This is a genomic window from Psychrobacter sp. T6-6, from assembly GCF_052258185.1.
GTDB lineage: Bacteria > Pseudomonadota > Gammaproteobacteria > Pseudomonadales > Moraxellaceae > Psychrobacter.
The window spans coordinates 203,817-226,626 of record NZ_JBQQEX010000004.1; the positions used below are offsets into that span (position 1 = coordinate 203,817).

The window sequence follows — 22,810 nt, forward strand, 5'->3', positions numbered from 1 at the left end:
GATAAAAAGTCAGCAAAATAAAAACCTCCAAGTCAGCTGCTGACTTGGAGGTTTTTTACTACAGAGAATAACTATCGAAAGTGATAATTACATATAGTTTTCGATACTTGGGCAAGAGCACATCAGGTTCTTGTCACCATACGCATCATCAACGCGTGCCACACTTGGCCAGAACTTGTTCGCACGGATGTATGGTAGAGGGAATGCAGCAGTATCACGGCTATATGGATGCGTCCACTCTTCGCTAGTAATCATAGCAGCAGTATGCGGTGCATTGACCAATGGGTTGTCTTCTAGCGTCCAATTGTCTTCACCCGCTTTGGCTTTCATCGCTTCAGCTTTGATAGATTTTAGCGCGCTAATGAAGCGATCCAATTCTTCTTTTGACTCAGACTCTGTCGGTTCAATCATCAGCGTACCAGCGACTGGGAAGCTCATCGTTGGTGAATGGAAACCATAATCCATCAAGCGCTTAGCGATATCGCTTTCAGTGATACCAGTCTCTTCTTTTAACGGACGAATATCAATAATACATTCGTGAGCCACACGGCCGTTTTTACCCGCATATAGGACAGGGTAGTGACCTTTTAGCTCGGCTGCTACGTAATTGGCGTTTAGTAATGCCAGTTCTGTCGCTTTTAGCAGACCATCACGGCCCATCATAGCAATGTACATCCACGAGATAGGCAAGATGCTCGCTGAACCATAAGGGGCTGCCGATACTGCTGAGCAGTCTTTTTGCGCATTGTGTACAGGGCTCAAGGTATGATTGGCCATAAATGGTGCCAAATGCGCCTTCATACCGATAGGACCCATACCTGGACCACCGCCACCATGCGGGATACAGAAGGTTTTGTGCAGGTTCATGTGCAATACATCAGCACCAACGTCTGCAGGCTGCATCATACCAACCTGAGCATTCATGTTAGCGCCATCCATATAGACCTGACCGCCGTGCTTATGAGTCAAATCACAGATATTGCGGATACCTTCTTCAAACACACCATGCGTCGATGGATAAGTGATCATTAGCGCACCTAGACGATCACTGTGCTCTTCACATTTGGCTGTCAGATCATCGATATCAACGTTGCCATTCTCATCGGTTTTGACGACGACGACTTTCATGCCCATCATCATGGCGGTCGCAGGGTTGGTACCGTGTGCTGACATTGGAATCAGGCACACATCGCGATCGGTCTCGCCGAGTGACGCGTGATAACGGCGAATGGCGAGTAGACCAGCATACTCACCAGAGGCGCCAGAGTTTGGCTGCATAGACACGTCATCAAACCCAGTAATGGCTTTGAGCTGATCTTGCAAGCTATCGATCATCGCGATATAGCCGGTGACTTGGTCACGCGGTGCAAAAGGATGCACGTTGGCGAACTCAGGCCAAGTGATTGGTAGCATCTCACTGGTGGCATTCAATTTCATAGTGCAGCTGCCCAGTGAAATCATGCTACGGTTCATCGCTAGATCTTTGTCTTCGAGCGACTTGAGATAACGCAGCATTTCATGCTCGGTATGATGCGAGTTGAATACTGGATGTGACAAGATATTATCTGTACGCAGATGCGCACTATCGAGAGAAACGCGAGCGGTTTCAGGTAGCTCGTGAGACTTACTTACAAAAAGCTGAGTCAAGATTTTAAAATCTTGCTGATCGCTGGTTTCACTAAAAGCAACGCTTAACTTGGTGTCGCTTAGACGCCATAAGTTATAGCCCACGTTGTCTGCGTTTTTGAAGATTTGAGTAGCCAGTTTTTCTGAACCGCAATCAATCACAACGGTATCAAAGAATTGATCATGTACTACATTTAGGCTGCTGTCATTGGCTTCTTTGATAGCATCAGCGAAAGCAGTCGCAAAGGCATGAATACGCGTGGCAATGCGTTTGACGCCGCCTGGACCATGATAGACCGCGTACATACCAGCGAGGTTGGCTAGTAATACTTGCGACGTACAGATGTTTGAGTTGGCTTTTTCGCGGCGGATATGCTGCTCACGGGTTTGTAGTGCCATACGCAGTGCGGTATTGCCCTGCGAGTCTTTTGATACGCCAATGATACGACCAGGCGCTGAGCGTTTGGCTTTATCAGAGAATGCAAAGAAAGCGGCATGTGGACCACCAAAGCCCATTGGAATACCAAAACGCTGCGTGCTACCTAGTGCCACGTCTGCACCCATATCGGCAGGTGACTTAAGTAGCACCAAGCTCATGATGTCACTGACGACACTCACGTAGGTTTTGTTTTCTTTTACGGCACTGATGACATCTGTTAAATCTTTAACGTCGCCTTCTACGCCAACATACTGGAATAATGCGCCAAAGTAGTCACCAGATTTAGCCGTTTCAAAATCACCAACAACCACGTCCCAACCGAAGTATTTCGCGCGCGTATTAATCACATCTAGCGTCTGCGGATAGACACGTTCATCAACGAAATACTGTGTTGATTTACTTTTGCTTACGCGCTTTGACATAGCCATAGCTTCTGCCGCTGCGGTTGCTTCATCAAGCAATGAGGCACCAGCTAGCTCCAGACCAGTCAAATCGATACATACTTGTTGGAAGTTTAGCAATGCTTCTAGACGACCTTGAGCGATTTCAGCTTGATAAGGCGTATAAGCAGTATACCAGCCTGGATTTTCAAGGACATTACGTTGTATAACAGCAGGCATACGCACAGGCGAGTAGCCTTGACCGATATAGCTTTTATTAACAGTGATGTCGTCTGCCATCGTGCGCAGTTTGGCAAGTGCAGCATGCTCACTCATCGCCACTGGCAAATCCAACTCTTTATGCAAACGTACTGGTTCAGGCACTGTGTCATTGATAAAGCTTTGCATATCTTTATAACCAACAGCGCTGAGTAGGTCAGCTTGCTTGGTCTCATTTGAGCCTAAGTGGCGATAGACAAATTCAGCTTCGTTGAACAATCCTTGGAAGGTATCAAACGATGGGTTTTGAGAGATAGTCATGACAATCCTTGGTTAAGGGAGTAATAAACAAAATAGCAATTAAGAAAACATTGTGAGCGGTACGTTATACGTAATGCACAAACTGAGTCTGATCAAAGCGGAACTGAGTATTATACACGCCATTGTCAGCGCGCTCGCCAGCACCAATCATCATAATAATGTGTTGATCGTCGCCCAAGCCTAGTAAGCGTTTCATCGCAGGCTCATCAAAGCCGCCCATGGCACAGCTATCAAACCCATGAGCGCGTAATGCTAGCATGAGGTTTTCGGCAGCAAGTGAGGTGTTATTGGTTGCCCAGTTTTTGGTATCTTCAAACGTATAATAAGGCGACTTGATTGGCCCTTTTACGCGTCTGACCACTTGCGTCGCGCCCCATTTGGCTGCTGAGACTACGTTGGCTGGACCGCGCAAAAAGTCCATCGTGACGACTTTGTTGTAGTAGTCTTTCACTTTCTTTGGGACTGGCTGGTCAGGGTATTCGCGCAGTACTTGCTGAGCGTGGTCGTGCCAAATGTCAGTACGGGCAACGATGGCTATCAAACGTGCTGATGTTTTTGCTGCGTTTTGATTCATGCAGTTTTTGATGGCACGTTTTTTATTTTCAGCATCATCGATAACATAAAACTCCCACGGCTGCAGGTTGCTAGAGTTCGGCGCTAGCATTGCCAAACGCAGACAGTCTGCCAATACGTCGTCAGGGATAGGTGTGTCAGTGAAGCGGCGTACTGAACGGCGTGACTCTACGATATCGCGAAACGCTTGTAGCTGTGGCGTATGAGTAGGCGTGGCAATTAGGTCTTTATTGTCGGTCTCTAAGGTGGCGGCGTCTGAGTTCATATTAGGATCCATGCTGGGGATTGGGTCATCTGTCCGAGTCGGTATTGGGGCACATCTATAATAGAGGTCAAACATGTGAGCAATACGAGCCAATAAGATAACGCTTGAGAGCAATAACATCGAGCGATCATGATTTGTGACGGTCTATATGATCTATGTACAACTATTCTCATATAACAAACGCATAAAACGACCAAGCGCTTTTGATGAGACAGGGTATTGAAGTAGAGAATATAGATACCAGCTGCTGCCAGTATCTATAACGTTTAGTCGGAGCTAATAATTTGTATGAGCTAATATTTTATAAGTTCTAAAGTCTTACAAGTCGCTTTCGTATTCATCAGCAGTCATCAATGCTTCGTAGTCAGCGATATTGTCAGGCTTCATTTTAAAGAACCAACCTTCGCCATATGGGTCAGAGTTGATGATTTCTGGATCATCTTCTAGTGCTTCGTTGATCGCAATAACTTCACCTGAGATAGGCGCATATACGTCAGAAGCTGCTTTTACAGACTCTACTACTGAGATTTCGTCATCAACAGCGATGATGTCGCCCACATCTGGTAGCTCAACGAATACCACATCACCCAATAGGTCTTGAGCATGGTCAGTGATACCAACAGTGATCGTACCGTCGTCTTCTAAGCGTAACCACTCATGGCTCGCAATATATTTTAGCTCTGCTGGGATGTTGCTCATGGTCTCTCTCCTAAATGATAGAGTTTATTTAACAAAAGTAATGGAGGCTGGGCGTGTCGTCATTTTCATAATCGTGTGCAAAATGACAACGCGCTCTAATGATAGAATTTATAAGACCTAAGAGTCAAACTGTTGCTTGCCGTTACGGACAAAAGGCAGCTTCAATACGCGCACATCGACGAATTTACCTTTGCCGCGTAGATCGACTTGTACACTGTCAGCTTCTGATAGGCTGGCAGGCACACGGGCAATCGCGATTGAGTTTTTTAGGCTAGGAGAGAATGTACCGCTGGTGATAATACCAGTTTGCTCGTTATCAGTGCCTTGATTGATAGTCACTGTCATGCCTTCACGCAATACGCCGCGCGTGGTCAATAGCAGACCCACTTGTTTCATAGCGGTGTTGTCTTCTTTTGACTGCTTACGTTTGCTGACCAATGCTTCGCGGCCGACAAAGGCGCGGTCGTCTTTTAGTGCAAGCGTCCAGCCCATGTTGCACTCGTAAGGGCTGATGGTCTCGTCCATATCGTGACCATACAGGTTCATACCGGCTTCCATACGCAGCGTATCACGCGCGCCAAGACCGGCAGGCTTGATACCATTTGCTTTTAATTGCTCAAAGAAAGCAGGGGCATCATCACCATGCATGATGACCTCGACGCCATCTTCACCAGTATAGCCAGTACGAGCCACAAACCAATCAGTGCCTTCAATATCTGTCAAATCAGCGCCAACGAAAGGTTTTAGTCCTGCTAAGGTATCTGCCCAGCTTGGCTTGGTAGCTGCCAGTTTTGCAATAGCATTTGGACCTTGAACAGCAAGCATAGCAAGTTCAGGACGCTCGGTAATTGTGATGTCAAAACCTGCAGCGACTTTATTGAACTGTGCTAAGTCTTTGTCACGAGTGGCAGCGTTAGAAACAATACGGTACTCAGTTTCCTCTGCATTCATGAGATAGACGATCAAATCATCAATGACGCCGCCTTGCTCATTGAGCATACCAGAATACAGCGCTTTACCAGTGGTAGTGAGTTTATTGACATCGTTGGCGAGTAGCTTTTGTAGCCATGCTTTAGTATCAGCACCTTTGATATCAGTCACAACCATATGTGAGACATCAAACATACCAGCATCTGTTCTTACAGCGTCATGCTCTTCGATTTGTGAACCGTAATTGATGGGCAACTCCCAACCAGAGAAGTCGACCAGTTTGCCTTCACTATCAATGTGAGACTGGTAAAAAGGGGTACGCTGAGGCGCTTTAGAGTGAATATCTTGGGTATCAGTCATAACAAATCCTTATGTGTACATCAGTCAAGCTCAGTAGAGCTGGGCATAATGCGCAACGTAAAAGTAGCGAGAAGCAATACTGCAAGGTGCAAATATTACATCAAAGGGTGACACAGAAAGCAAATATAAAGACGTAAGCCAAATAGACGCTGAACGTCAATTTGAGCTAAAGCCCCATCTGTCCTGTGACCTGAGATTTTCAACACGAATCATCATTTATGGGTAATGATATAAACCCTACAATCGATGATAGCGTATTTTCTCCCCTTCGGTGGGTAAGACGTCGTCCGTTCTTACCACTCTCCAGATTTGTTATGCCTTATGTTTAAAGTGTTTTGAAGGGGTAGTGCGCTATGAGCGTGATGCTACCAGACACTATCAAACAACAGTGACATGTGTTTTTCAGTCCTTTTACCTGAGCGATTGGCAGGGTGGATGCGCCTTCGGTGGTTGTATGGCAGTTATGATTTTCATATCGCCATTTGTATAACCAATGCGGTTCAATACAAAATGGATGCCATAAACTCTCTCCTGAAAAACGCTTTTATTATGAAAGGTTCAAAGCGCTTTTACAAGTCATCCGAGCCATTAAAATCGATAAATTTAGCAAAAATCATATTTTGTTTGGGCAGCTTACTGACAGTATGCGAGCGTTAGTATTGTATTTTCTGTCTCTATCAGCAGTTTTTAAACCCTTTCAAACCATATATAATCGCAAAAATTACCATAGCAAAACGCAAAGCAACTACTGGTATTTGCCTGAAATATGCTAACCTACGCCCATAGTTTCTGATAGGTGGTTTTTATGCATTGCGATATTTATAAATTTCCCAAACATGACGATATGTATGTCTACATTGCGCGTCCTGATTATCCTGATGATACTGATGAAATAAAAGACTGGCTTGGTGTGTTACCAAAAGATTTCCGTGCAGGGTTAGGTCGTAGCAAGTTTGTCATGCATTTGGACTTGGCAGCGACGCCAACACTTGCACGTGTTGATAAAGCAGAAGTACTGGCAAAACTACAGTCTCAAGGCTATTTTGTACAGCTGCCGCCGCAAGATGTGATGCGTCGCCAAGCAGAGCTACGCGCTCGTGAGGCACAAGACAGCATTTATGATTAGTGTGCTGGTTGAGGTATGATGGCAAAGTGATCTAGAGTGTGGTCTCTACAGCGATATGGTTAAAGCGTCCGTGACACATTCGTTCACATGCATTTGGGTAGAGAGTCGTGATAAACTGACAGTCCGCGACATCTATATAGAGAATTAAATAATCGGCACCGATAATATGTATCGATTATTTATTGAGTCTTATTTTGGTACGATAGCACGCACCATACACTGCTAGGCACAATGTGTCATCGGTGATAAACGCAGGTAACAACACACGCATGGACTGGTTAAAAAATATCTTACACAGCTTACCATTAGAATCTATCAGTGACATTCTCGGCGAGATTGCTATTTGGTGGGGTCAGATGGTAAAGAACGTACCGCCTGCGGATCTGCCAATGTATGCTTATCTTGGCGGTGCTATTGTGGTGCTGGTATTGTGGCTACTGGTCGCACGCGTACTACCAAAGCCTTTAGGCGGTATGAGTTGGATGATATTGTTTGCCGTGCTATTAGCGCCAGGTACAGCGCTTGGTGATGCCAGTGAGCTTGCACCAGCCAGCATCAGTGTGGTCTACGCTATCATGATGAAAGATTTTGCAGGTGCGATTGCCAATATGTTACCGATATTAGTGGTATTGGTTTTCGGATTATTCATCGGTTTTTTGTGGCAGCTGATACGCGGTGCTTTTGCCTCCAGTCTGGATAAAGCACGTAGCCGCAGCGCAGAAGATACACAGGCGACGATGCAACTGACGACAGGCAGCTATTTGGCGGACAGCGCTACGCTGAGTGAACCGTCTGATGAATCTACACTGTCTGCTAATACTGAAACCAGTCATCGTAAAGACAATATTTATAAAGACGGTATTAGTGAAAAAGCAGATAATGTTAGTCTAACGAAAGACAGTACACTATCCAAAATAGCAGATAATAAAATCTCTGAAAAGCGATAGAATTTGGAAAGCGACAGATCTGGAAAGCGACAGAAAGGTAGCGCCTGCTTATAAAATGGACTCATATGTTCAGAATATAAAGAGTAAATAAAAAAGACACCAAGGCGTGTCTTTTTTTGTGCCAGATTGATGTTGTGGCATATTACTTTCGCGCTAGACTATTTGTGTGCAAGATTGTTTGTAGGTTATATCAACAATGACAGCTTATTAGGCACATTATTAGGCATACATAACAATTGTTAATAACTGCGAACGCATGAGTATTTTGGCAATACGTCAGGCTGTGCTAATCTAATTTACTATATTTATTTGTCATCCACTTTTTATACCCATTCATCTACAACCCCTCATTTATAACAACAATCGAGATCTGACTATGACCGACAAAACCTTTACAGGCACACAAAACTATATCGCAACAGATGACCTGCAACTGGCAGTGAATGCGGCTATGACACTACAAAAGCCGCTACTGATCAAAGGTGAGCCAGGGACTGGTAAGACTCTGCTGGCCGAAGAGGTCGCAGAAAGCTTAGGTATGCCGCTGATTACGTGGCATATCAAGTCGACCACCAAAGCTGAGCAAGGTCTGTATGAGTATGATGCAGTATCGCGCCTGCGTGATTCACAGTTGGGTGATGACAAGGTTTATGAGATTGGTAACTATATCAAGCCAGGTAAGTTATGGGATGCCTTTACCAGTAAAGAGCGTAGCGTACTATTGATCGATGAGATCGATAAAGCAGATATTGAATTCCCAAATGATTTGCTACATGAGCTTGATAAGATGTCTTTTTATGTTTATGAGACGGGCGAGACCATCACCGCAGAGCAGCGTCCAGTAGTGATTATTACATCAAACAATGAAAAAGAGCTACCAGATGCTTTTTTGCGTCGTTGTTTTTTCCATTATATCGACTTCCCAGAAGAGCAAACCATGCGCCAGATCATTGAGGTGCATTTCCCTGATATTCAAGAAAAACTGGTCAACGATGCTTTGGATATATTCTATAAATTACGTAATATTCAGGGCCTCAAAAAGCCACCATCAACGTCTGAATTGGTCGATTGGTTGACCTTGTTACTGGCCGATGATATGGCACAAGAGGAGCTAGAAGAAAACCTACGTGGCGAAAAGTCTATTCCGCCACTATATGGCGCGCTGCTCAAAAACGAAGCGGATGTGAATTTATTGCAGCGTTTTGCCAATATGATGCGCCGTTAAGCGCATATAGGTGAAGATGCTTTTTTTGTTTTACGTCAATTAGTGGTGCAGTGCTTATGTTTATAAAACTATTCTATACTTTGCGGACCTATGGCGTGCCAGTCAGTACGCGTGAACTGCTTGATCTCAATGCCGCTTTAGATAAAGGGCTGATGATGCAGACGCATCCTGAAGACCCAGCACTCACTACTTTTGCGAGTCGTGAAGACATGTACCGGTTGATTCGGCTGTGTATGGTCAAAGACGAGCGTCATTTTGATAAATTTGATCGGGCAATGGCAGATTACTTTGAAGGGGTAGATAGCCTTGATATGGATGCGCTTTTGGCAAAACTGACAGACGTACCCAAAGAATGGCTTGATCTAAAGCTGGATCCAAAAAACCTAACCGAAGAGCAAAGACGTCTGCTTAAGAAGTATGGCTCATTAGAAGAGTTGATGAAGGCGCTAGAAGAGCGGTTAAAAGAGCAAAAAGAGCGTCACCAAGGTGGTAGTAAATGGGTCGGCACAGGTGGCACTTCGCCATTTGGGGCTTACGGCGACCATCCAGAAGGCGTACGTGTCGGCGGTGAATCTCGCAAACGCAGCGCCGCAAAAGTCTGGGAGCAGCGTAAATACCGTAACCTCGATGACAACAATCAGCTTGGTACCCGTCAAATCCAGATGGCACTACGTAACCTGCGTCAGTTTGCACGTACGGGCAGTGCAGATGAGCTCGATATTCATGAGACGATCAAACGTACCGCAAAAAAGGGCGTGCTCGATATTCATATGCAAGCGGAGCGTCGTAACCGCGTCAAAGTACTGATGCTGTTCGATGTGGGCGGTAGTATGGATATCCATGTAGAGGCACTAGAAAAACTGTTTTCTGCAGCAAAGAATGAATTTCAAACGTTAGAGTTTTTTTATTTTCATAACTGCTTGTATGACTATGTGTGGAAGGATAACAACCGTCGACATAGCGCCCCGATGCCGACTTTTGAGTTACTTAATAAATATGGTCGAGAGTATCGAGTCATCTTCGTCGGTGATGCTTCTATGTCCCCCTATGAGCTGATGACAGTAGGCGGCAGCGTCGAGTATATGAATGACGAGGCGGGTATCGTATGGCTCAAGCGCGTACTTGAGCATTTTGATAAAGTAACTTGGCTCAATCCTGAAAATCCAAGCTACTGGCAGTACACCCAAACCATCGTTGAGATCAAAAAGCTGTTTGAAAACAAAATGTACCCGATGACCTTGCATGGTGTTGAGGAGATGACTCAATATATGGCGCGGTAATGCTATTGCTACGCTCGTATGCGCAACATAAAAAGCACTTAAGACGATAGCATCGTCTTAAGTGCTTTTTTAATGAGTGACAAATAGTGATAAAAAATGGCAAGTTCATATTTTATAATAAATACTGCGGTTATTCTTCGTTTTCAACCAGACTGATCATCACGCCCATTTCTTTTTTGTCTTGCTTGTCGATACTAGGCGCATATAACGCTGAGGCAATGCCGCCATCTAAAAAAAGTGCGTTTGGACAACTCAGTTCATCCTTGAATAATTCTGCAAACTGATAAAAGGTCACAGGTGCATTGCTATTGACAAATTGTATGCTACCATCAGTACAAACGCCTGCGCCATTACGCAGTTTGACTGAGCTACTATCAGGGTTGAACTGCGGATGTATCTCATCATTGATGACCAGCATGGGGCCAGACTGCGTCGCATACCAAGGCTGCACATCACCATTGTTTAGCTGTTCATTTAACGCGTTACTTTCGGTGATTTGCACGTTGCCAGCTTTGTCCCACCACATCACCCCATTAGGCAATAGATGAAAATTGCCGCCACCTTCTTTTAGGTTTAGTGACTTGACCTCTTTGCCCTCAATGATAGTGTAGCCAATCGGCGCATAGCGCTCATCATACATACCGGCATTCATCGCAAAATTGAGGGTTTTGTCTTCTGGTAATGCTGTCAACAATCCATCAAAGGTCAATAGCGGCTGAGCACTATTGGCGGACTGCCAAAATAACTGTAACGAATAACGGGCGCTTGTCAACGCGCTAGCATTCACACGGCAGACGCTATAAGTAAAGGGATAGTCTGCTGTCTGACAAGACCAGCTGTCTGTATCGGTATTCAAGGCAACAGTGTCTTCTTGCTGACAAGCACTAAGGCTGAGCGTAAGCACTGCCAATGATAGCGATAGAGTAAAAATAGAGGTCGGCATCGATCACGCGTCTCTTAACAGGGTGGTTGTATGGGATTACTAAGGTTCGCTGGCATGTCGAATTTTTATTAGCATTTATCAATAATCAGCATCATTTAATCATTAATTATCAATCGCCAGTCGGTGGGAAGTTACGAAAGGTATTGTTGACATTGCCGATGAGTTGTCCGCCGTTAGTAGCATCCGAGTGTTCAGAGTCATATTCAGCGTTATATCCAGTACTATGCTCTGTTGGCGCACTTGTCTCTTTACCCTTATCACGTGAGTCCTTGTTATAAGCAATGAGCGCATCGTTATTGGCTAAGAAGCTATCAGGGTTTGCCATGACCCACATCTGATTGAAAATATCGGCACGGGCGCTATGATCGAGCAGGGCGTCTTTGTCCGCAAAGTAGAAAAACTTGGACAATAGCTTGATCTGTCCATCATCGAGACGGCGAGCGATATGATAAGGCTGTAATTGGCTAGGATGCTGTAGACCGACTGCACCGACGATGCTAGCGAGCGATTTTAGCGTATTTTTGTGGAAGCTGGCAACGCGTTCTGCTTTGCTTGGGACATCGAGTGCTTGTTGACGGTATGGGTCTTGAGTTGCCACACCTGTCGGACACGTATTGGTGTGACAAGAGCGCGACTGGATACAGCCAACCGCAAACATAAAGCCGCGTGCTGAGTTACACCAGTCTGCACCCAGCGCAATCATGCGTGCAATATCAAAACCTGAGACAATCTTGCCACTGACGCCAAGCTTGATCTTGTCACGGATACCTGCACCGACTAAAGTATTATGAACGAGCAGAAACCCTTCAACCATTGGCATACCGACATTGTCCATGAACTCGACGGGCGCGGCACCTGTACCGCCCTCAGCCCCATCAATGACAATAAAATCAGGATAATTGTCCGTCTCGATCATGGCTTTGACAATTGCCATAAACTGCCAAGGTTGACCCACACATAGCTTAAAACCAACAGGCTTGCCGCCAGATAAGTCACGTAGCTGCTGCCAAAAGGCGACAAGCTCGCGCGGTGTGCTAAATGCAGTGTGCGAGGAGGGCGAGATGCAATCTTGACCCGTGGGCACTTGACGGGTATCCGCAATCTCTTGCGTGATTTTGCTCGATGGCAACACGCCACCTTTACCAGGCTTAGCGCCTTGTGACAGCTTGATTTCGATCATTTTAACTTGTGGATCAATGGCTTTTTCGGCAAAAGACTGTGGATCAAAATTGCCTTCAGCATCACGACAGCCAAAATACCCAGTGCCCAACTCCCAAATCAAATCACCACCGAACTTACGATGATGAGGACTGATAGCTCCTTCGCCCGTATCATGCGTAAAGCCGCCTATTTTTGCACCCTGATTGAGTGCCATAATGGCGTTCGCTGATAGACTACCAAAACTCATCGCTGAGATATTAAATACCGACATGTCGTGTGGCTGCTGACAACGCTCGCCGCCCACCGTGATGCGAAAGTCTTTGTTTTCTAGTGGGGCACTGATAGCAGATTGCAAAAACCATTCTTTGCCATGAGTATAGAGATTGTCCAAGGTCCCAAACGCATTGGTGTCGCTGACGTTCTTTGCCCGCTGATACACCAAAGCACGCTGTTGGCGTGAAAACGGTACTTGTTCTTTGTCATCCTCAAGTAAATACTGACGAATCTCAGGACGAAAATCTTCCAATACATAGCGAATATGCCCAGCTATTGGGTAGTTTTTTAGCACTGAATGCTTGGATTGAGTCAAATCATAAATGCCTAATGCAACTCCTAAGCCGCCAATCAGAATCAGCCAGCCATGCATCAGTAGCAATCCTGCTAATAGTAGACAGATGGCTGCCCCAAACATACTATAACGCAGCAATAATCCGATAAAATACGGTGAGCTGGTTTTGGCTTCAGGATTTAGGTTGGTGCGAGATTCAGGCATAACGAGGCTCAATAGTTATTCTTTGGATAGATAAGATGCTTACATTTGTCGCGTACATCATACACGTATGAGGTCGCGACGTCGGTATCAATGGGTAACAGCATTGCATATGCTATCTTATCAGGCCAATTTTTATCAGGCTTTCACCCATAACCTATCAGGCTTACACCCATAGCTAATCTAAACCCCGCCACCAATCCGCTCCGCCAAGGCCTGCAATTTTGGCACTATCATGGCAGCATACTCATCGGCTTCCCAGTTGGCACTTGGCACACTGGCATTCAGCGAATACGCGTATTGACCTGTTGCGACATCATATACCCCAACCGCGACTGCCAATATGTCAGTAGAAAATTCCCCATCAGACACGGTATAGCCGTATTTTTCATAATGCTCAGCTGCGCTGGATAGAGCGCTTTGCGCACGGTTGAATTCCTCAACAGATAAATTCTCTTGTAGATTGCTAATAATGACAGTCTGTCTCGCTTGCGAGCTTACCGCATAAAAAGCACGTCCAATGGCAGTGCGTGCGACGGGTACAGCGGAGCCAACTTGTAAATTGACCGATAGGCGAGCAGGACTACGGCAGCAGGCGTGATAGCGCATCTCTCCTTCGACTTCGGTCGCTAGATTTACTGATACTTCATTGTCACTAGCGAACTGCCGCAGCAATGGCTCAGCATATGCCACCATATCATGACGACTCCAGGCAGTCGCACTAAGACGTACCGCACTACTGCCCAATTGATATTGCCCGTATTTATTCGTACGCAATAACCCAAGCGTAATCAAAGTATGGATAAGGCGAGTGATGGTTGCTTTTGGTAGATCTGTCATCTGACACAACTGCTGGTGGGTGAGCTGCTCATCATGTTCAAAAGCAGCCAGTATGACCAATCCACGACCTAGCGCCATTACAAACTGTCGATCGTTATCTTTTTTGCTCTGATTCATGATGCCATGCATGCGTTCTAATAGTGGCGTAGCTGTCGATGAGGGTTTTGTCATTTTATTTCCATTTGTCTTAATGATTATCTCTTTTGATATCTATTTTTTGATAAAGGTTTACAGGGCGGCAAAAGTTTGTTTTAATAGTTTTAATTTATGAAACTAAGTTTCGCACAGCGGAATAACGAAGTCAACCACTTGTTAAACCAAATGATGTATCAATCACTATTTGTCAGTCAGGACGACTGATATCAAGGAGATCCAAATGGCAACATCTACCAGCCCGCGCTTTGATTGGGAAGATCCTTTTTTATTACGTGACCAGCTCACTGAAGAAGAACGCATGGTCACCGACAGCGCCCGCCAATTTTTTCAAAAAGAGCTGATGCCAGGCATCGTTGAAGCCAATCGTAATGAGAATTTTGATCGCAATATCATGCGTCAAATGGGCGAGATGGGTCTGCTAGGTGTCACAATTGAAGGTTATGGCTGTGCTGGTTTATCGAGTGTTGCTTATGGCCTAATTGCTAAGGAAGTAGAATCCGTTGATTCGGGCTACCGTTCAGCGATGAGCGTACAGTCAAGCTTGGTCATGCATCCTATTTGGGCATATGGCACAGAAGAGCAGAGAGAGAAGTATTTGCCAAAGCTTGCTACAGGTGAGTATGTAGGCTGCTTCGGTCTGACTGAGCCGGATTCAGGATCAGATCCGTCATCGATGTCAACGCGTGCGCGCGCCGTCGATGGTGGTTACGAGCTGACGGGCAATAAAATGTGGATTACCAACAGTCCTATTGCTGATGTGTTTGTCGTGTGGGCAAAAGATGATGCAGGCGAGATTCGCGGTTTTGTTTTAGACAAAGGCATGGAAGGATTATCTGCGCCCAAGATCGAAGGCAAATTCTCGCTACGTGCGTCGGTCACTGGTGAGATTGTCATGGACAAAGTATTCGTCCCTGAAGCCAATGCTTTCCCAGACATCCGTGGTCTAAAAGGGCCATTTGGCTGCTTGAACAAGGCCCGTTATGGTATCGCTTGGGGCTCGATGGGCGCAGCAGAGTTCTGCTGGAAAGCGGCGCGTCAATATACGTTAGATCGTAAGCAGTTTGGTCGTCCACTTGCCGCAACGCAGCTGGTGCAATTAAAGCTCGCCAATATGCAGACAGAAATCAGTCTAGGTCTACAAGCCGCGCTACGTGTGGGTCGTCTGATGGATGAGAACAATGTCGCCCCTGAGATGATCTCCATGATCAAGCGTAATAACTGCGGTAAGGCTTTAGATATCGCTCGTATCGCTCGTGATATGCATGGCGGTAATGGTATCTCTGATGAGTTCCACATTATCCGTCACGTGATGAATTTGGAAGCGGTCAACACTTACGAGGGCACACATGATATCCACGCGCTTATCCTAGGCCGTGCACAGACAGGTATCCAAGCATTCTTTTAAACTGATGTTGAGTTAAACATTCAGATTTAAGACATGCCTTAACGTACGTTGCTGCTTGGCTTTTTACGAAGCATATATAAGTAGTAGCGTACGTTTTTTAGTTGTTCTTCATGATTTAACAGCTTAGCAATTACATCATGAAGAACAACTCTATGATCAAAAAATACGCGACATAATAAGGAAGTTTCATGGCAGATATGACTGATATAGCTAATATGCCAGAGGGCGCATTGCAAGGTATAAAAGTGCTTGATTTATCGAGAGTGTTGGCAGGGCCTTCTTGCACGCAAGTACTCGCTGATCTGGGCGCAGACGTTATCAAGGTTGAGCGTCCACATATCGGTGATGAGACGCGGCACTGGGCACCGCCAGTATTCAGCGACGATACCTCCGCTTATTACGCGACCATTAACCGTAATAAGAAATCACTGACAGTGGATATCACAACGCTAACAGGACAAACCATTATTAAGCAGCTCATCGCTGAGAGTGATATTTTGGTCGAAAACTTTAAAGTCGGTGGTCTGAAAAAATACGGCTTAGACTATGACAGTCTCAAGCAAGACCATCCGCGTCTGATTTATGCCTCATTGACAGGGTTTGGACAGACAGGACCAGATGCGGCGCGCCCTGGTTATGATTATATTATTCAAGGGTTGTCAGGGCTGATGAGTATCACGGGTCCTAGCGATGGCGAACCGCACAAAGTTGGCGTCGCAGTTGTTGATCTGTTTGCAGGGTTACAGCTGACAATAGGTATTCAAGCGGCACTATTGGCGCGTCAACATACTGGTACTGGTCAACACGTAGACGTCGCGTTGCTCGACAGTGCGCTGTCTATGCTAGCCAATGTCGGTATGAATCATCTGGCATCAGATAAGATACCGCCAAGACTGGGCAATCAGCATCCTAATATCGTGCCGTATCAGGTGTTTGCCGGTCAGGGTGAGCAGCACTTTATCTTAGCTTGCGGCAATGACCGTCAGTTTGCCAAACTGTGCGATGTGCTCGCAGTTGACTGGCATACTGATAAGCGTTTTTCGACCAACCCACAACGCGTTGCCAATCGCGAACTGCTGTGCGGTGAGTTGACTCAGCAATTCGCCAAGCAACCGCGTACATACTGGCTAGAGATTTTAGATCAGGCGGGTATTCCGTGCGGTGCGATTCATAATGTCGCTGAAGCATTGGCCATGCCGCAAGCACAAGCACGAGAAATGATCGTTAATTTCACCGAGCAAGGTAGCCCAGTCAGAGCACTCGGCAATCCTATTAAGTTGTCCGCATCGCCAGTCACGTATCGTACGCCGCCACCGCAGCTCAGTGAGCATACTGACAGTACACTTACTGATTTGGGTTATGATAGTGAGATGATTGCTAAGCTAAAAGCCGACGGTATTGTTTAATAGCATTTTTTAGATTGTTTTTAGTTTTGCACCGATACTTAACCCTAACGCTATCTTTCAGCGTTAGGATTAAAGCCCAAGCACTGCTCAATTTGCTCTGCCAATTCTATCAGTACCGCACTGACCTCAGCCCGCTTAGACTCATACTCTCCTTGCAAAAAACTCACTGCCATACCAGCAACCGCTGTACCTGACGCATTACGGATATAAGTACCCAAACAATACATCCCATCACGCAGTTGCCCATCATCGAGTGATATTCGACTTTCTTGAATTGCCTCAAGCTCAGCGGATAAGTCCGCAAAATTATTGACCCCGTGCTGGGTCATAGGTACCGGAAACTTTTCTTCATACAATGACTTGATACTGTCCATAGACAATGTAGATAGCATGGCTTTACCTGTCGCTGAAAACACCGCAGGCACGCGCACGCCGGCACGAAACGTAAAGCCAAGCGGGGCGGGTGATTCATGACAAGCCAAAAACACCACTTCTCCCAAATCCAGCTTTGACAACGTGACAGTGTGCTGAAGCAGCACTGGATACTGCACAATCAAATCTTTAAATAGCTGTACAACACCCTGCTGCTGCTCATACTTACCTGCCCAATACATCAGATAAGAGCCAAGATGAAAGCGGCTGTCAGTATCTTTATAGATGACATGCTTGGTCAGCAGACTCTGCAAAATATTATGGGTGGAGCTGCGCGGTAGCCCAAGCTCTTTTGCGATATGAGCCGCAGTAAGTGGCTGTGAGCTATCGGTAATCAAATCCAAAATCTGAAACGTTTTGTCTAATGCAGGCACGGCAGTTGAGCTCATAAGTAACCTATAACAATGAAATAAAAGAAAAATACAAGGTAATTATTAAAATAATGAGATTAAAGGTTGCAAATCGCGTCTTATCGTTCTTATAATGACGTCTCGTATATAGAATACCTGTTCAGTATATTGAACAATAATAAATTTATCAATAAGTATTTACCACTCACGATTATATCCATTCTTATAACCATACCATCTATATGACAAGGAGCGTCAATATGTCAAATACGCTACAGTTATCAAATCCAGACTTACTCAAACAATCTTGTTTCATCAAAGACGGCTGGCATGCTGCTAGCGATAACGCCTCACTCGATGTCAACAATCCTTTCAACGACGAGCTCATCGGTACAGTACCTAGTCTCACGACTGACGATGTCAATGAATCCGTTGCTTGTGCGCATGAAGCACAAGCAGATTGGGCTGCAAGAACCGCTAAAGAGCGTTCAGAGTTGCTACAAAAGTGGGCAGACCTTATCGATGCCAACAAAGAAGATCTTGCGATCATTATGACTGCTGAGCAAGGCAAGCCGCTCACTGAGTCACGTGGTGAGATTGGCTATGCCAATAGCTTTATTCGCTGGTTTAGCGAGGAAGGCAAGCGCGTTTATGGTGATGTCATTCCTGCCAACAGTACTCAATTGCGTCACGTTGTGCTCAAGCAGCCAGTCGGCGTTTGCGCAGCAATCACCCCTTGGAACTTCCCAGCAGCGATGATCACGCGCAAAGTTGCACCCGCAATGGCAGCAGGCTGTACGATTATCGTCAAACCTGCCACCGAAACACCGTTTTCAGCATTAGCGCTCGGCGCATTAGCAGAGCAAGCAGGTATTCCTGCAGGCGTACTACAAATCGTGACAGGTAAATCATCAACCATTGGCGAAATCCTAACGGGCGACGCTCGTATTCATAAGCTGTCATTCACTGGCTCGACAGAAGTCGGTCGTACGCTGATGGCGCAATGTGCACCAACGATTAAAAAGCTGTCACTAGAGCTGGGTGGCAACGCGCCATTTATCGTTTTTGATGATGCCGATCTTGAAAAAGCTGCTGCAGGTCTCATCGCTTCCAAATATCGTAATGCAGGTCAGACCTGTGTTTGCGCCAACCGTGTCTACGTGCAGGACAGTATCAAAGATGAGTTCTTAGATGTCTTTGTCAAAAAAGTCGCTGCGCTAAAAGTGGGCAATGGCTTGGAAGAGGGCGTCGATATTGGCCCGCTAATCAACCAAAAAGCATTGGATAAAGTACAAGCTCTGCTCAAGGATGCTCTAGACAAAGGTGCCAAACTGGTTACTGGCGGTAGTGTCAATGACGCCTCAGAACTGACGTATAACCCAACGGTGATCACTGATATCAGCAGTGATATGGACATTGCGTCTGAAGAAATCTTTGGCCCGATTGCCACAATCTTCACGTTCAAAGACGATGCAGAAGTTATCCGTGCTGCTAACGATACGATTTATGGCTTGGCCGCTTACTTTTATAGTAGTGATTATGCTCGCTCATGGCGCGTTACCGAAGGTCTGGAGTACGGCATCATCGGCCACAACACTGGTTTGATTTCTACAGAAGTTGCCCCATTTGGCGGTGTGAAGCAATCTGGCTTTGGCCGTGAAGGCTCAAAATACGGTATTGAAGACTATATCACGACCAAATACTGGTGCTCTGATATCAGCTAACAAAGTTTTGAATATCTTTGGTGCCGTGAAAAAGGTGCCATTCGATAGTCAACAAGTATGAATTAAGTCACCCCTTACTACAAACCGCCAATCCCTAGATGGCATCTATGTTACGAACACAGAAAAGGACATTCCCATGACTACCAATCAATCATTACTTGAGCGCCGCAAAGCTGTTTTACCAACAGGACTTGGGGTTGCCTTTCCTATCTTTGCAGAACGAGCAAAGAACTCAGAAATTTGGGACATCGAAGGCAAGCGTTATATCGACTTTGTCGGTGGTATCTCAGTATTGAATACCGGTCACAGCCATCCAAAAATCACCCAGCGTGTGCATGAGCAGCTCGACAAATTTACGCACACTGCGGCACAAATGATCAACTATGAGTGCTACGTGGACTTGGCAGAAAAGCTGTGCGAAAAAGCGCCAATCAGCGGTGATACCAAGGCATTCTTTTTGACCACTGGTGCAGAAGCGGTCGAAAACTGCATCAAGATTGCGCGTGCTAAAACCCGTCGTCCAGGCGTAATTTCTTTTGTCGGTGGCTGGCATGGTCGCACGATGATGTGCATGAGCTTGACTGGTAAAGTACTACCATACAAAAAGAACTTCGGCCCAATGCCAGGACCTGTGTTCCATGCGCTGTTCCCTGCAGAAGAGTTGAATGTGACAGAAGCGCAGGCATTACATAGCCTTGATATGATCTTCCAAGCAGATATCGACCCTAGCGAAGTGGCCGCAATGATCGTTGAGCCAGTCCAAGGCGAGGGCGGCTTCCATCAGGTCACGCCATCATTTGCCAAGGCACTACGCGAGATCTGTGATGAGCATGGCATCGTACTTATTTTTGACGAAGTGCAATGTGGTTTTGCCCGTACAGGTACGTTGTTTGCTACTGAACAGCTGGGCGTTGAGCCTGATTTGATGACCGCTGCGAAGAGTTTGGCAGGTGGTTATCCTATCTCTGCGGTCATCGGCCGTGCTGATATCATGGATGCCCCGCAAGTTGGCGGTTTGGGTGGTACGTACTCTGGTAACCCACTCGCCTGTGTGGCTGCGCTTGCTGTCATGGAAGTGATCGAAGAAGAAAACCTATTAGAGCGTAGTGTTGAAATTGGCGATACCATCGCGTCTTTCCTAAAAGGCTTGAATCTAAGCAACATCGGTCATATCCGATATAAAGGCGCTATGCTTGCGTTTGAATTGATCGATAGCGAAGGCAAGCCTGATGCCGCAGCCGCTACCAATCTAAAAGCAAAATCATTTGAAAAAGGTCTACTATTAGCGTCTTGTGGTATGTATGGCAATGCCATTCGCGTCATGGTGCCATTGACAGTTGAAGGTGAAGTGCTACAAGAAGGTCTTGATATCATCAAAGACATCCTAACGGCTTAATAGTTACCGAGTGTCATTTACTGTAGCGATGGATCGCTTTTGACCAAACACGGATTTTGGTCAAAAAGTTATATTTAAGATAACGGCAAGGCCGCCCTCATAGCACTCACTTATGGTGTGTTTCTGAACGGCGTCTTGCCAGTTAAGACGCCGTTTTTGTTTTTTGAATATTAGAAAATATCAAACGATAAGGTCTGAGCAAACCAGTAAATATGGTGGGTTTATCCCACTAAACAGAAATAGTGTAGCTGTAAGAGGCTTACACGGATGACACACAGACAAGGAGTAGGTTATGTCTGAATTAAAGAAATCGTTAGGTGTTTTTGATATCATTGCATTGGCATTTGGTGCGATGGTCGGGTGGGGCTGGGTAGTACTGGCAGGCAGTTGGATCATCTCGGCAGGTATATGGGGTGCCATCAGTGCCTTTTTAATCGGTGGTTTGGTCGTTGTGCTCATCGGTGTGACCTATGCTGAGCTGGCTGCATCCATGCCTATCACTGGGGGCGAGCACACATATACCCATCGTGCCTTAGGAGTAAACATCTCCTTTATTTGTTCATGGAGTATTTTGTTTGGTTACTTCTCTGTTGTGGCTTTTGAGGCGGTAGCATTGCCTACCGTTGTTGAATATATCATCCCAAACTATAGCCAGGGCTATCTCTGGAATATCGCTGGCTGGGATGTCTATGCTACGTGGGTCGCTGTCGGTATGCTCGGCTCAGTGATCGTTACCTGGCTCAATATTCGCGGTCTAGAAGTCAGTGCTTGGTTTCAAAAGCTGGCAGTTGTCGGTATTTTTCTTGTCGGTATATTATTATTCGTTGGGGCGTTATTGTTTAATGCTGAGACCTCTACTACCGTACAAGCGCCTAACTTCATCGGTGGTATAGGCGGCATCATGACGGTAATGGTAATGGTGCCGTTTCTGTTTGTCGGTTTTGACGTCATCCCGCAAGCCGCAGAAGAGATTAATTTATCTCGTCCAAATATCGGCAAGTTCCTGATTGTGTCTATTATCATCGCTGTACTTTGGTACGTTGCTGTCGCATGGAGTGTGGGCAAAACCTTGCCACTACTACAAGCGCAAGACTCAACATTGGCAACCGCTGATGCGATGACCAATGCTTGGAATGGTAAATGGGCAGGTACGCTACTGGTTATCGGCGGTGTACTCGGTATTTTGTCGAGTTGGAATGCGTTTCTTATCGGTGGTAGTCGTCTGTTATATGCAATGGGTAAAACGCATATGCTACCGCAGTTCTTATGCAAACTGCATCCTAAGTACAACACCCCAGTCAATGCCATCTTGTTGATCGGTGGCCTTGCAACACTAGCGCCACTCTTTGGTCGTAAAATGCTCGTGTGGATTGTGGATGCGGGCGGATTCGGTATCGTCATCGCCTATACTTGTGTGGCGCTTTCATTCTTAGTGCTGCGTTACCGCGAGCCTAATATGGTACGTCCGTTTAAAGTACCAGCGGGCAAGCTAGTTGGCGTCATGACTATTCTGCTTAGTCTGGGTATGCTGGCACTCTATCTACCAGGTATGCCGTCAGCACTCGTCGCTATTGAGTGGTGGATTTTCCTTGGCTGGACAGTTCTAGGGGCTGCATTATATGGCTATGCTACGATGAAAAACCCTGGCAAGAGCAAAGAGATCATGGATCACGAATTACATGAGCTAAAAATTGCTAACCAGCAGTGGCTAAAAGAAAACCCATATAAAAACTAATCGTATTTTAATTCGCTAACTAAAAAAGCCTAACGTCAAACGTTAGGCTTTTTTAGTTTATTCAATCAAATAATCATGTCTCTTAAAGCCACCATAATGAGTT

The 22,810-nt window shown here is 45.8% G+C and carries 17 protein-coding genes and 2 riboswitches; of the genes, 9 read left to right on the forward strand and 8 right to left on the reverse strand.

Annotated elements, in window-relative coordinates:
* Positions 1-87 precede the first annotated feature (87 nt).
* The 4 genes from gcvP to gcvT form a co-directional block, all read right to left on the reverse strand.
* Positions 88-2,985, reverse strand: coding sequence for an aminomethyl-transferring glycine dehydrogenase (gene gcvP / locus ACTXGL_RS08705; protein WP_443526254.1), 2,898 nt, complete (start codon positions 2,983-2,985; stop codon positions 88-90).
* A gap of 64 nt (positions 2,986-3,049) precedes the next feature.
* Positions 3,050-3,823, reverse strand: a complete 774-nt coding sequence (locus ACTXGL_RS08710) for a nitroreductase family protein (RefSeq protein WP_443526256.1) — start codon at positions 3,821-3,823, stop codon at positions 3,050-3,052.
* Positions 3,824-4,141: 318 nt separating this feature from the next.
* On the reverse strand, positions 4,142-4,522 hold the full coding sequence (gcvH, locus tag ACTXGL_RS08715; RefSeq protein ID WP_443526257.1) for a glycine cleavage system protein GcvH: 381 nt from the start codon (positions 4,520-4,522) through the stop codon (positions 4,142-4,144).
* A 117-nt stretch (positions 4,523-4,639) separates the two neighbouring features.
* Positions 4,640-5,812, reverse strand: a complete 1,173-nt coding sequence (gcvT, locus tag ACTXGL_RS08720; RefSeq protein ID WP_443526259.1) for a glycine cleavage system aminomethyltransferase GcvT — start codon at positions 5,810-5,812, stop codon at positions 4,640-4,642.
* Between the two features lie 168 nt (positions 5,813-5,980).
* Positions 5,981-6,129: riboswitch (glycine riboswitch) on the reverse strand.
* Between the two features lie 76 nt (positions 6,130-6,205).
* Positions 6,206-6,356: riboswitch (glycine riboswitch) on the reverse strand.
* Positions 6,357-6,617: 261 nt separating this feature from the next.
* Here gcvT and ACTXGL_RS08725 point away from each other — a divergent pair.
* The 4 genes from ACTXGL_RS08725 (at position 6,618) to ACTXGL_RS08740 (ending at position 10,390) form a co-directional block, all read left to right on the forward strand.
* A complete protein-coding gene (locus ACTXGL_RS08725) occupies positions 6,618-6,938 on the forward strand; it encodes a YcgL domain-containing protein (protein WP_319050517.1) in 321 nt (106 codons plus the stop codon).
* Between the two features lie 269 nt (positions 6,939-7,207).
* Entirely contained in the window at positions 7,208-7,885 is a 678-nt protein-coding gene (locus ACTXGL_RS08730) for a hypothetical protein (RefSeq protein WP_443526261.1), read from the forward strand.
* 376 nt (positions 7,886-8,261) lie between these two features.
* Positions 8,262-9,110, forward strand: coding sequence for an AAA family ATPase (locus ACTXGL_RS08735; RefSeq protein ID WP_443526263.1), 849 nt, complete (start codon positions 8,262-8,264; stop codon positions 9,108-9,110).
* 56 nt (positions 9,111-9,166) lie between these two features.
* Positions 9,167-10,390, forward strand: coding sequence for a vWA domain-containing protein (locus ACTXGL_RS08740; RefSeq protein ID WP_443526265.1), 1,224 nt, complete (start codon positions 9,167-9,169; stop codon positions 10,388-10,390).
* Positions 10,391-10,520: 130 nt separating this feature from the next.
* Here ACTXGL_RS08740 and ACTXGL_RS08745 read toward each other — a convergent pair whose 3' ends face one another.
* The 3 genes from ACTXGL_RS08745 to ACTXGL_RS08755 form a co-directional block, all read right to left on the reverse strand.
* Positions 10,521-11,333 (reverse strand): phosphodiester glycosidase family protein, encoded by an 813-nt coding sequence (locus ACTXGL_RS08745; protein WP_443526266.1) that lies wholly within the window; start codon positions 11,331-11,333, stop codon positions 10,521-10,523.
* Positions 11,334-11,442: 109 nt separating this feature from the next.
* Entirely contained in the window at positions 11,443-13,266 is a 1,824-nt protein-coding gene (locus ACTXGL_RS08750; RefSeq protein WP_443526267.1) for an FMN-binding glutamate synthase family protein, read from the reverse strand.
* 180 nt (positions 13,267-13,446) lie between these two features.
* Positions 13,447-14,274, reverse strand: coding sequence for an IclR family transcriptional regulator (locus ACTXGL_RS08755; protein WP_443526269.1), 828 nt, complete (start codon positions 14,272-14,274; stop codon positions 13,447-13,449).
* Positions 14,275-14,479: 205 nt separating this feature from the next.
* Between ACTXGL_RS08755 and ACTXGL_RS08760 the strand changes: the two genes are divergently transcribed.
* A complete protein-coding gene (locus ACTXGL_RS08760) occupies positions 14,480-15,664 on the forward strand; it encodes an acyl-CoA dehydrogenase (protein WP_443526271.1) in 1,185 nt (394 codons plus the stop codon).
* Positions 15,665-15,861: 197 nt separating this feature from the next.
* Complete coding sequence (locus ACTXGL_RS08765) at positions 15,862-17,070, forward strand: CaiB/BaiF CoA transferase family protein (protein WP_443526406.1); 1,209 nt, start codon at positions 15,862-15,864, stop codon at positions 17,068-17,070.
* 50 nt (positions 17,071-17,120) lie between these two features.
* Here ACTXGL_RS08765 and ACTXGL_RS08770 read toward each other — a convergent pair whose 3' ends face one another.
* Positions 17,121-17,891, reverse strand: coding sequence for an IclR family transcriptional regulator (locus ACTXGL_RS08770; RefSeq protein WP_319050510.1), 771 nt, complete (start codon positions 17,889-17,891; stop codon positions 17,121-17,123).
* A 221-nt stretch (positions 17,892-18,112) separates the two neighbouring features.
* Here ACTXGL_RS08770 and ACTXGL_RS08775 point away from each other — a divergent pair, with 221 nt between their 5' ends.
* From ACTXGL_RS08775 to ACTXGL_RS08785, 3 genes are all read left to right on the forward strand, one after another.
* Positions 18,113-19,576 (forward strand): NAD-dependent succinate-semialdehyde dehydrogenase, encoded by a 1,464-nt coding sequence (locus ACTXGL_RS08775; protein WP_443526273.1) that lies wholly within the window; start codon positions 18,113-18,115, stop codon positions 19,574-19,576.
* A 136-nt stretch (positions 19,577-19,712) separates the two neighbouring features.
* The gene (gene gabT / locus ACTXGL_RS08780; RefSeq protein ID WP_443526275.1) at positions 19,713-20,972 is read left to right on the forward strand and encodes a 4-aminobutyrate--2-oxoglutarate transaminase; all 1,260 of its coding nucleotides are present in this window, start codon (positions 19,713-19,715) and stop codon (positions 20,970-20,972) included.
* 292 nt (positions 20,973-21,264) lie between these two features.
* A complete protein-coding gene (locus ACTXGL_RS08785; protein WP_443526276.1) occupies positions 21,265-22,707 on the forward strand; it encodes an APC family permease in 1,443 nt (480 codons plus the stop codon).
* The last annotated feature ends 103 nt before the right edge of the window (positions 22,708-22,810 follow it).

Excerpts from the sequence above, each read along its gene's own strand:
- gcvP (WP_443526254.1), bottom strand. The coding sequence starts at position 2,985 with ATGACTATCTCTCAAAACCCATCGTTTGATACCTTCCAAGGATTGTTC.
- ACTXGL_RS08710 (WP_443526256.1), bottom strand. The coding sequence starts at position 3,823 with ATGAACTCAGACGCCGCCACCTTAGAGACCGACAATAAAGACCTAATT.
- gcvH (WP_443526257.1), bottom strand. The coding sequence starts at position 4,522 with ATGAGCAACATCCCAGCAGAGCTAAAATATATTGCGAGCCATGAGTGG.
- gcvT (WP_443526259.1), bottom strand. The coding sequence starts at position 5,812 with ATGACTGATACCCAAGATATTCACTCTAAAGCGCCTCAGCGTACCCCT.
- ACTXGL_RS08725 (WP_319050517.1), top strand. The coding sequence starts at position 6,618 with ATGCATTGCGATATTTATAAATTTCCCAAACATGACGATATGTATGTC.
- ACTXGL_RS08730 (WP_443526261.1), top strand. The coding sequence starts at position 7,208 with ATGGACTGGTTAAAAAATATCTTACACAGCTTACCATTAGAATCTATC.
- ACTXGL_RS08735 (WP_443526263.1), top strand. The coding sequence starts at position 8,262 with ATGACCGACAAAACCTTTACAGGCACACAAAACTATATCGCAACAGAT.
- ACTXGL_RS08740 (WP_443526265.1), top strand. The coding sequence starts at position 9,167 with ATGTTTATAAAACTATTCTATACTTTGCGGACCTATGGCGTGCCAGTC.
- ACTXGL_RS08745 (WP_443526266.1), bottom strand. The coding sequence starts at position 11,333 with ATGCCGACCTCTATTTTTACTCTATCGCTATCATTGGCAGTGCTTACG.
- ACTXGL_RS08750 (WP_443526267.1), bottom strand. The coding sequence starts at position 13,266 with ATGCCTGAATCTCGCACCAACCTAAATCCTGAAGCCAAAACCAGCTCA.
- ACTXGL_RS08755 (WP_443526269.1), bottom strand. The coding sequence starts at position 14,274 with ATGACAAAACCCTCATCGACAGCTACGCCACTATTAGAACGCATGCAT.
- ACTXGL_RS08760 (WP_443526271.1), top strand. The coding sequence starts at position 14,480 with ATGGCAACATCTACCAGCCCGCGCTTTGATTGGGAAGATCCTTTTTTA.
- ACTXGL_RS08765 (WP_443526406.1), top strand. The coding sequence starts at position 15,862 with ATGACTGATATAGCTAATATGCCAGAGGGCGCATTGCAAGGTATAAAA.
- ACTXGL_RS08770 (WP_319050510.1), bottom strand. The coding sequence starts at position 17,891 with ATGAGCTCAACTGCCGTGCCTGCATTAGACAAAACGTTTCAGATTTTG.
- ACTXGL_RS08775 (WP_443526273.1), top strand. The coding sequence starts at position 18,113 with ATGTCAAATACGCTACAGTTATCAAATCCAGACTTACTCAAACAATCT.
- gabT (WP_443526275.1), top strand. The coding sequence starts at position 19,713 with ATGACTACCAATCAATCATTACTTGAGCGCCGCAAAGCTGTTTTACCA.
- ACTXGL_RS08785 (WP_443526276.1), top strand. The coding sequence starts at position 21,265 with ATGTCTGAATTAAAGAAATCGTTAGGTGTTTTTGATATCATTGCATTG.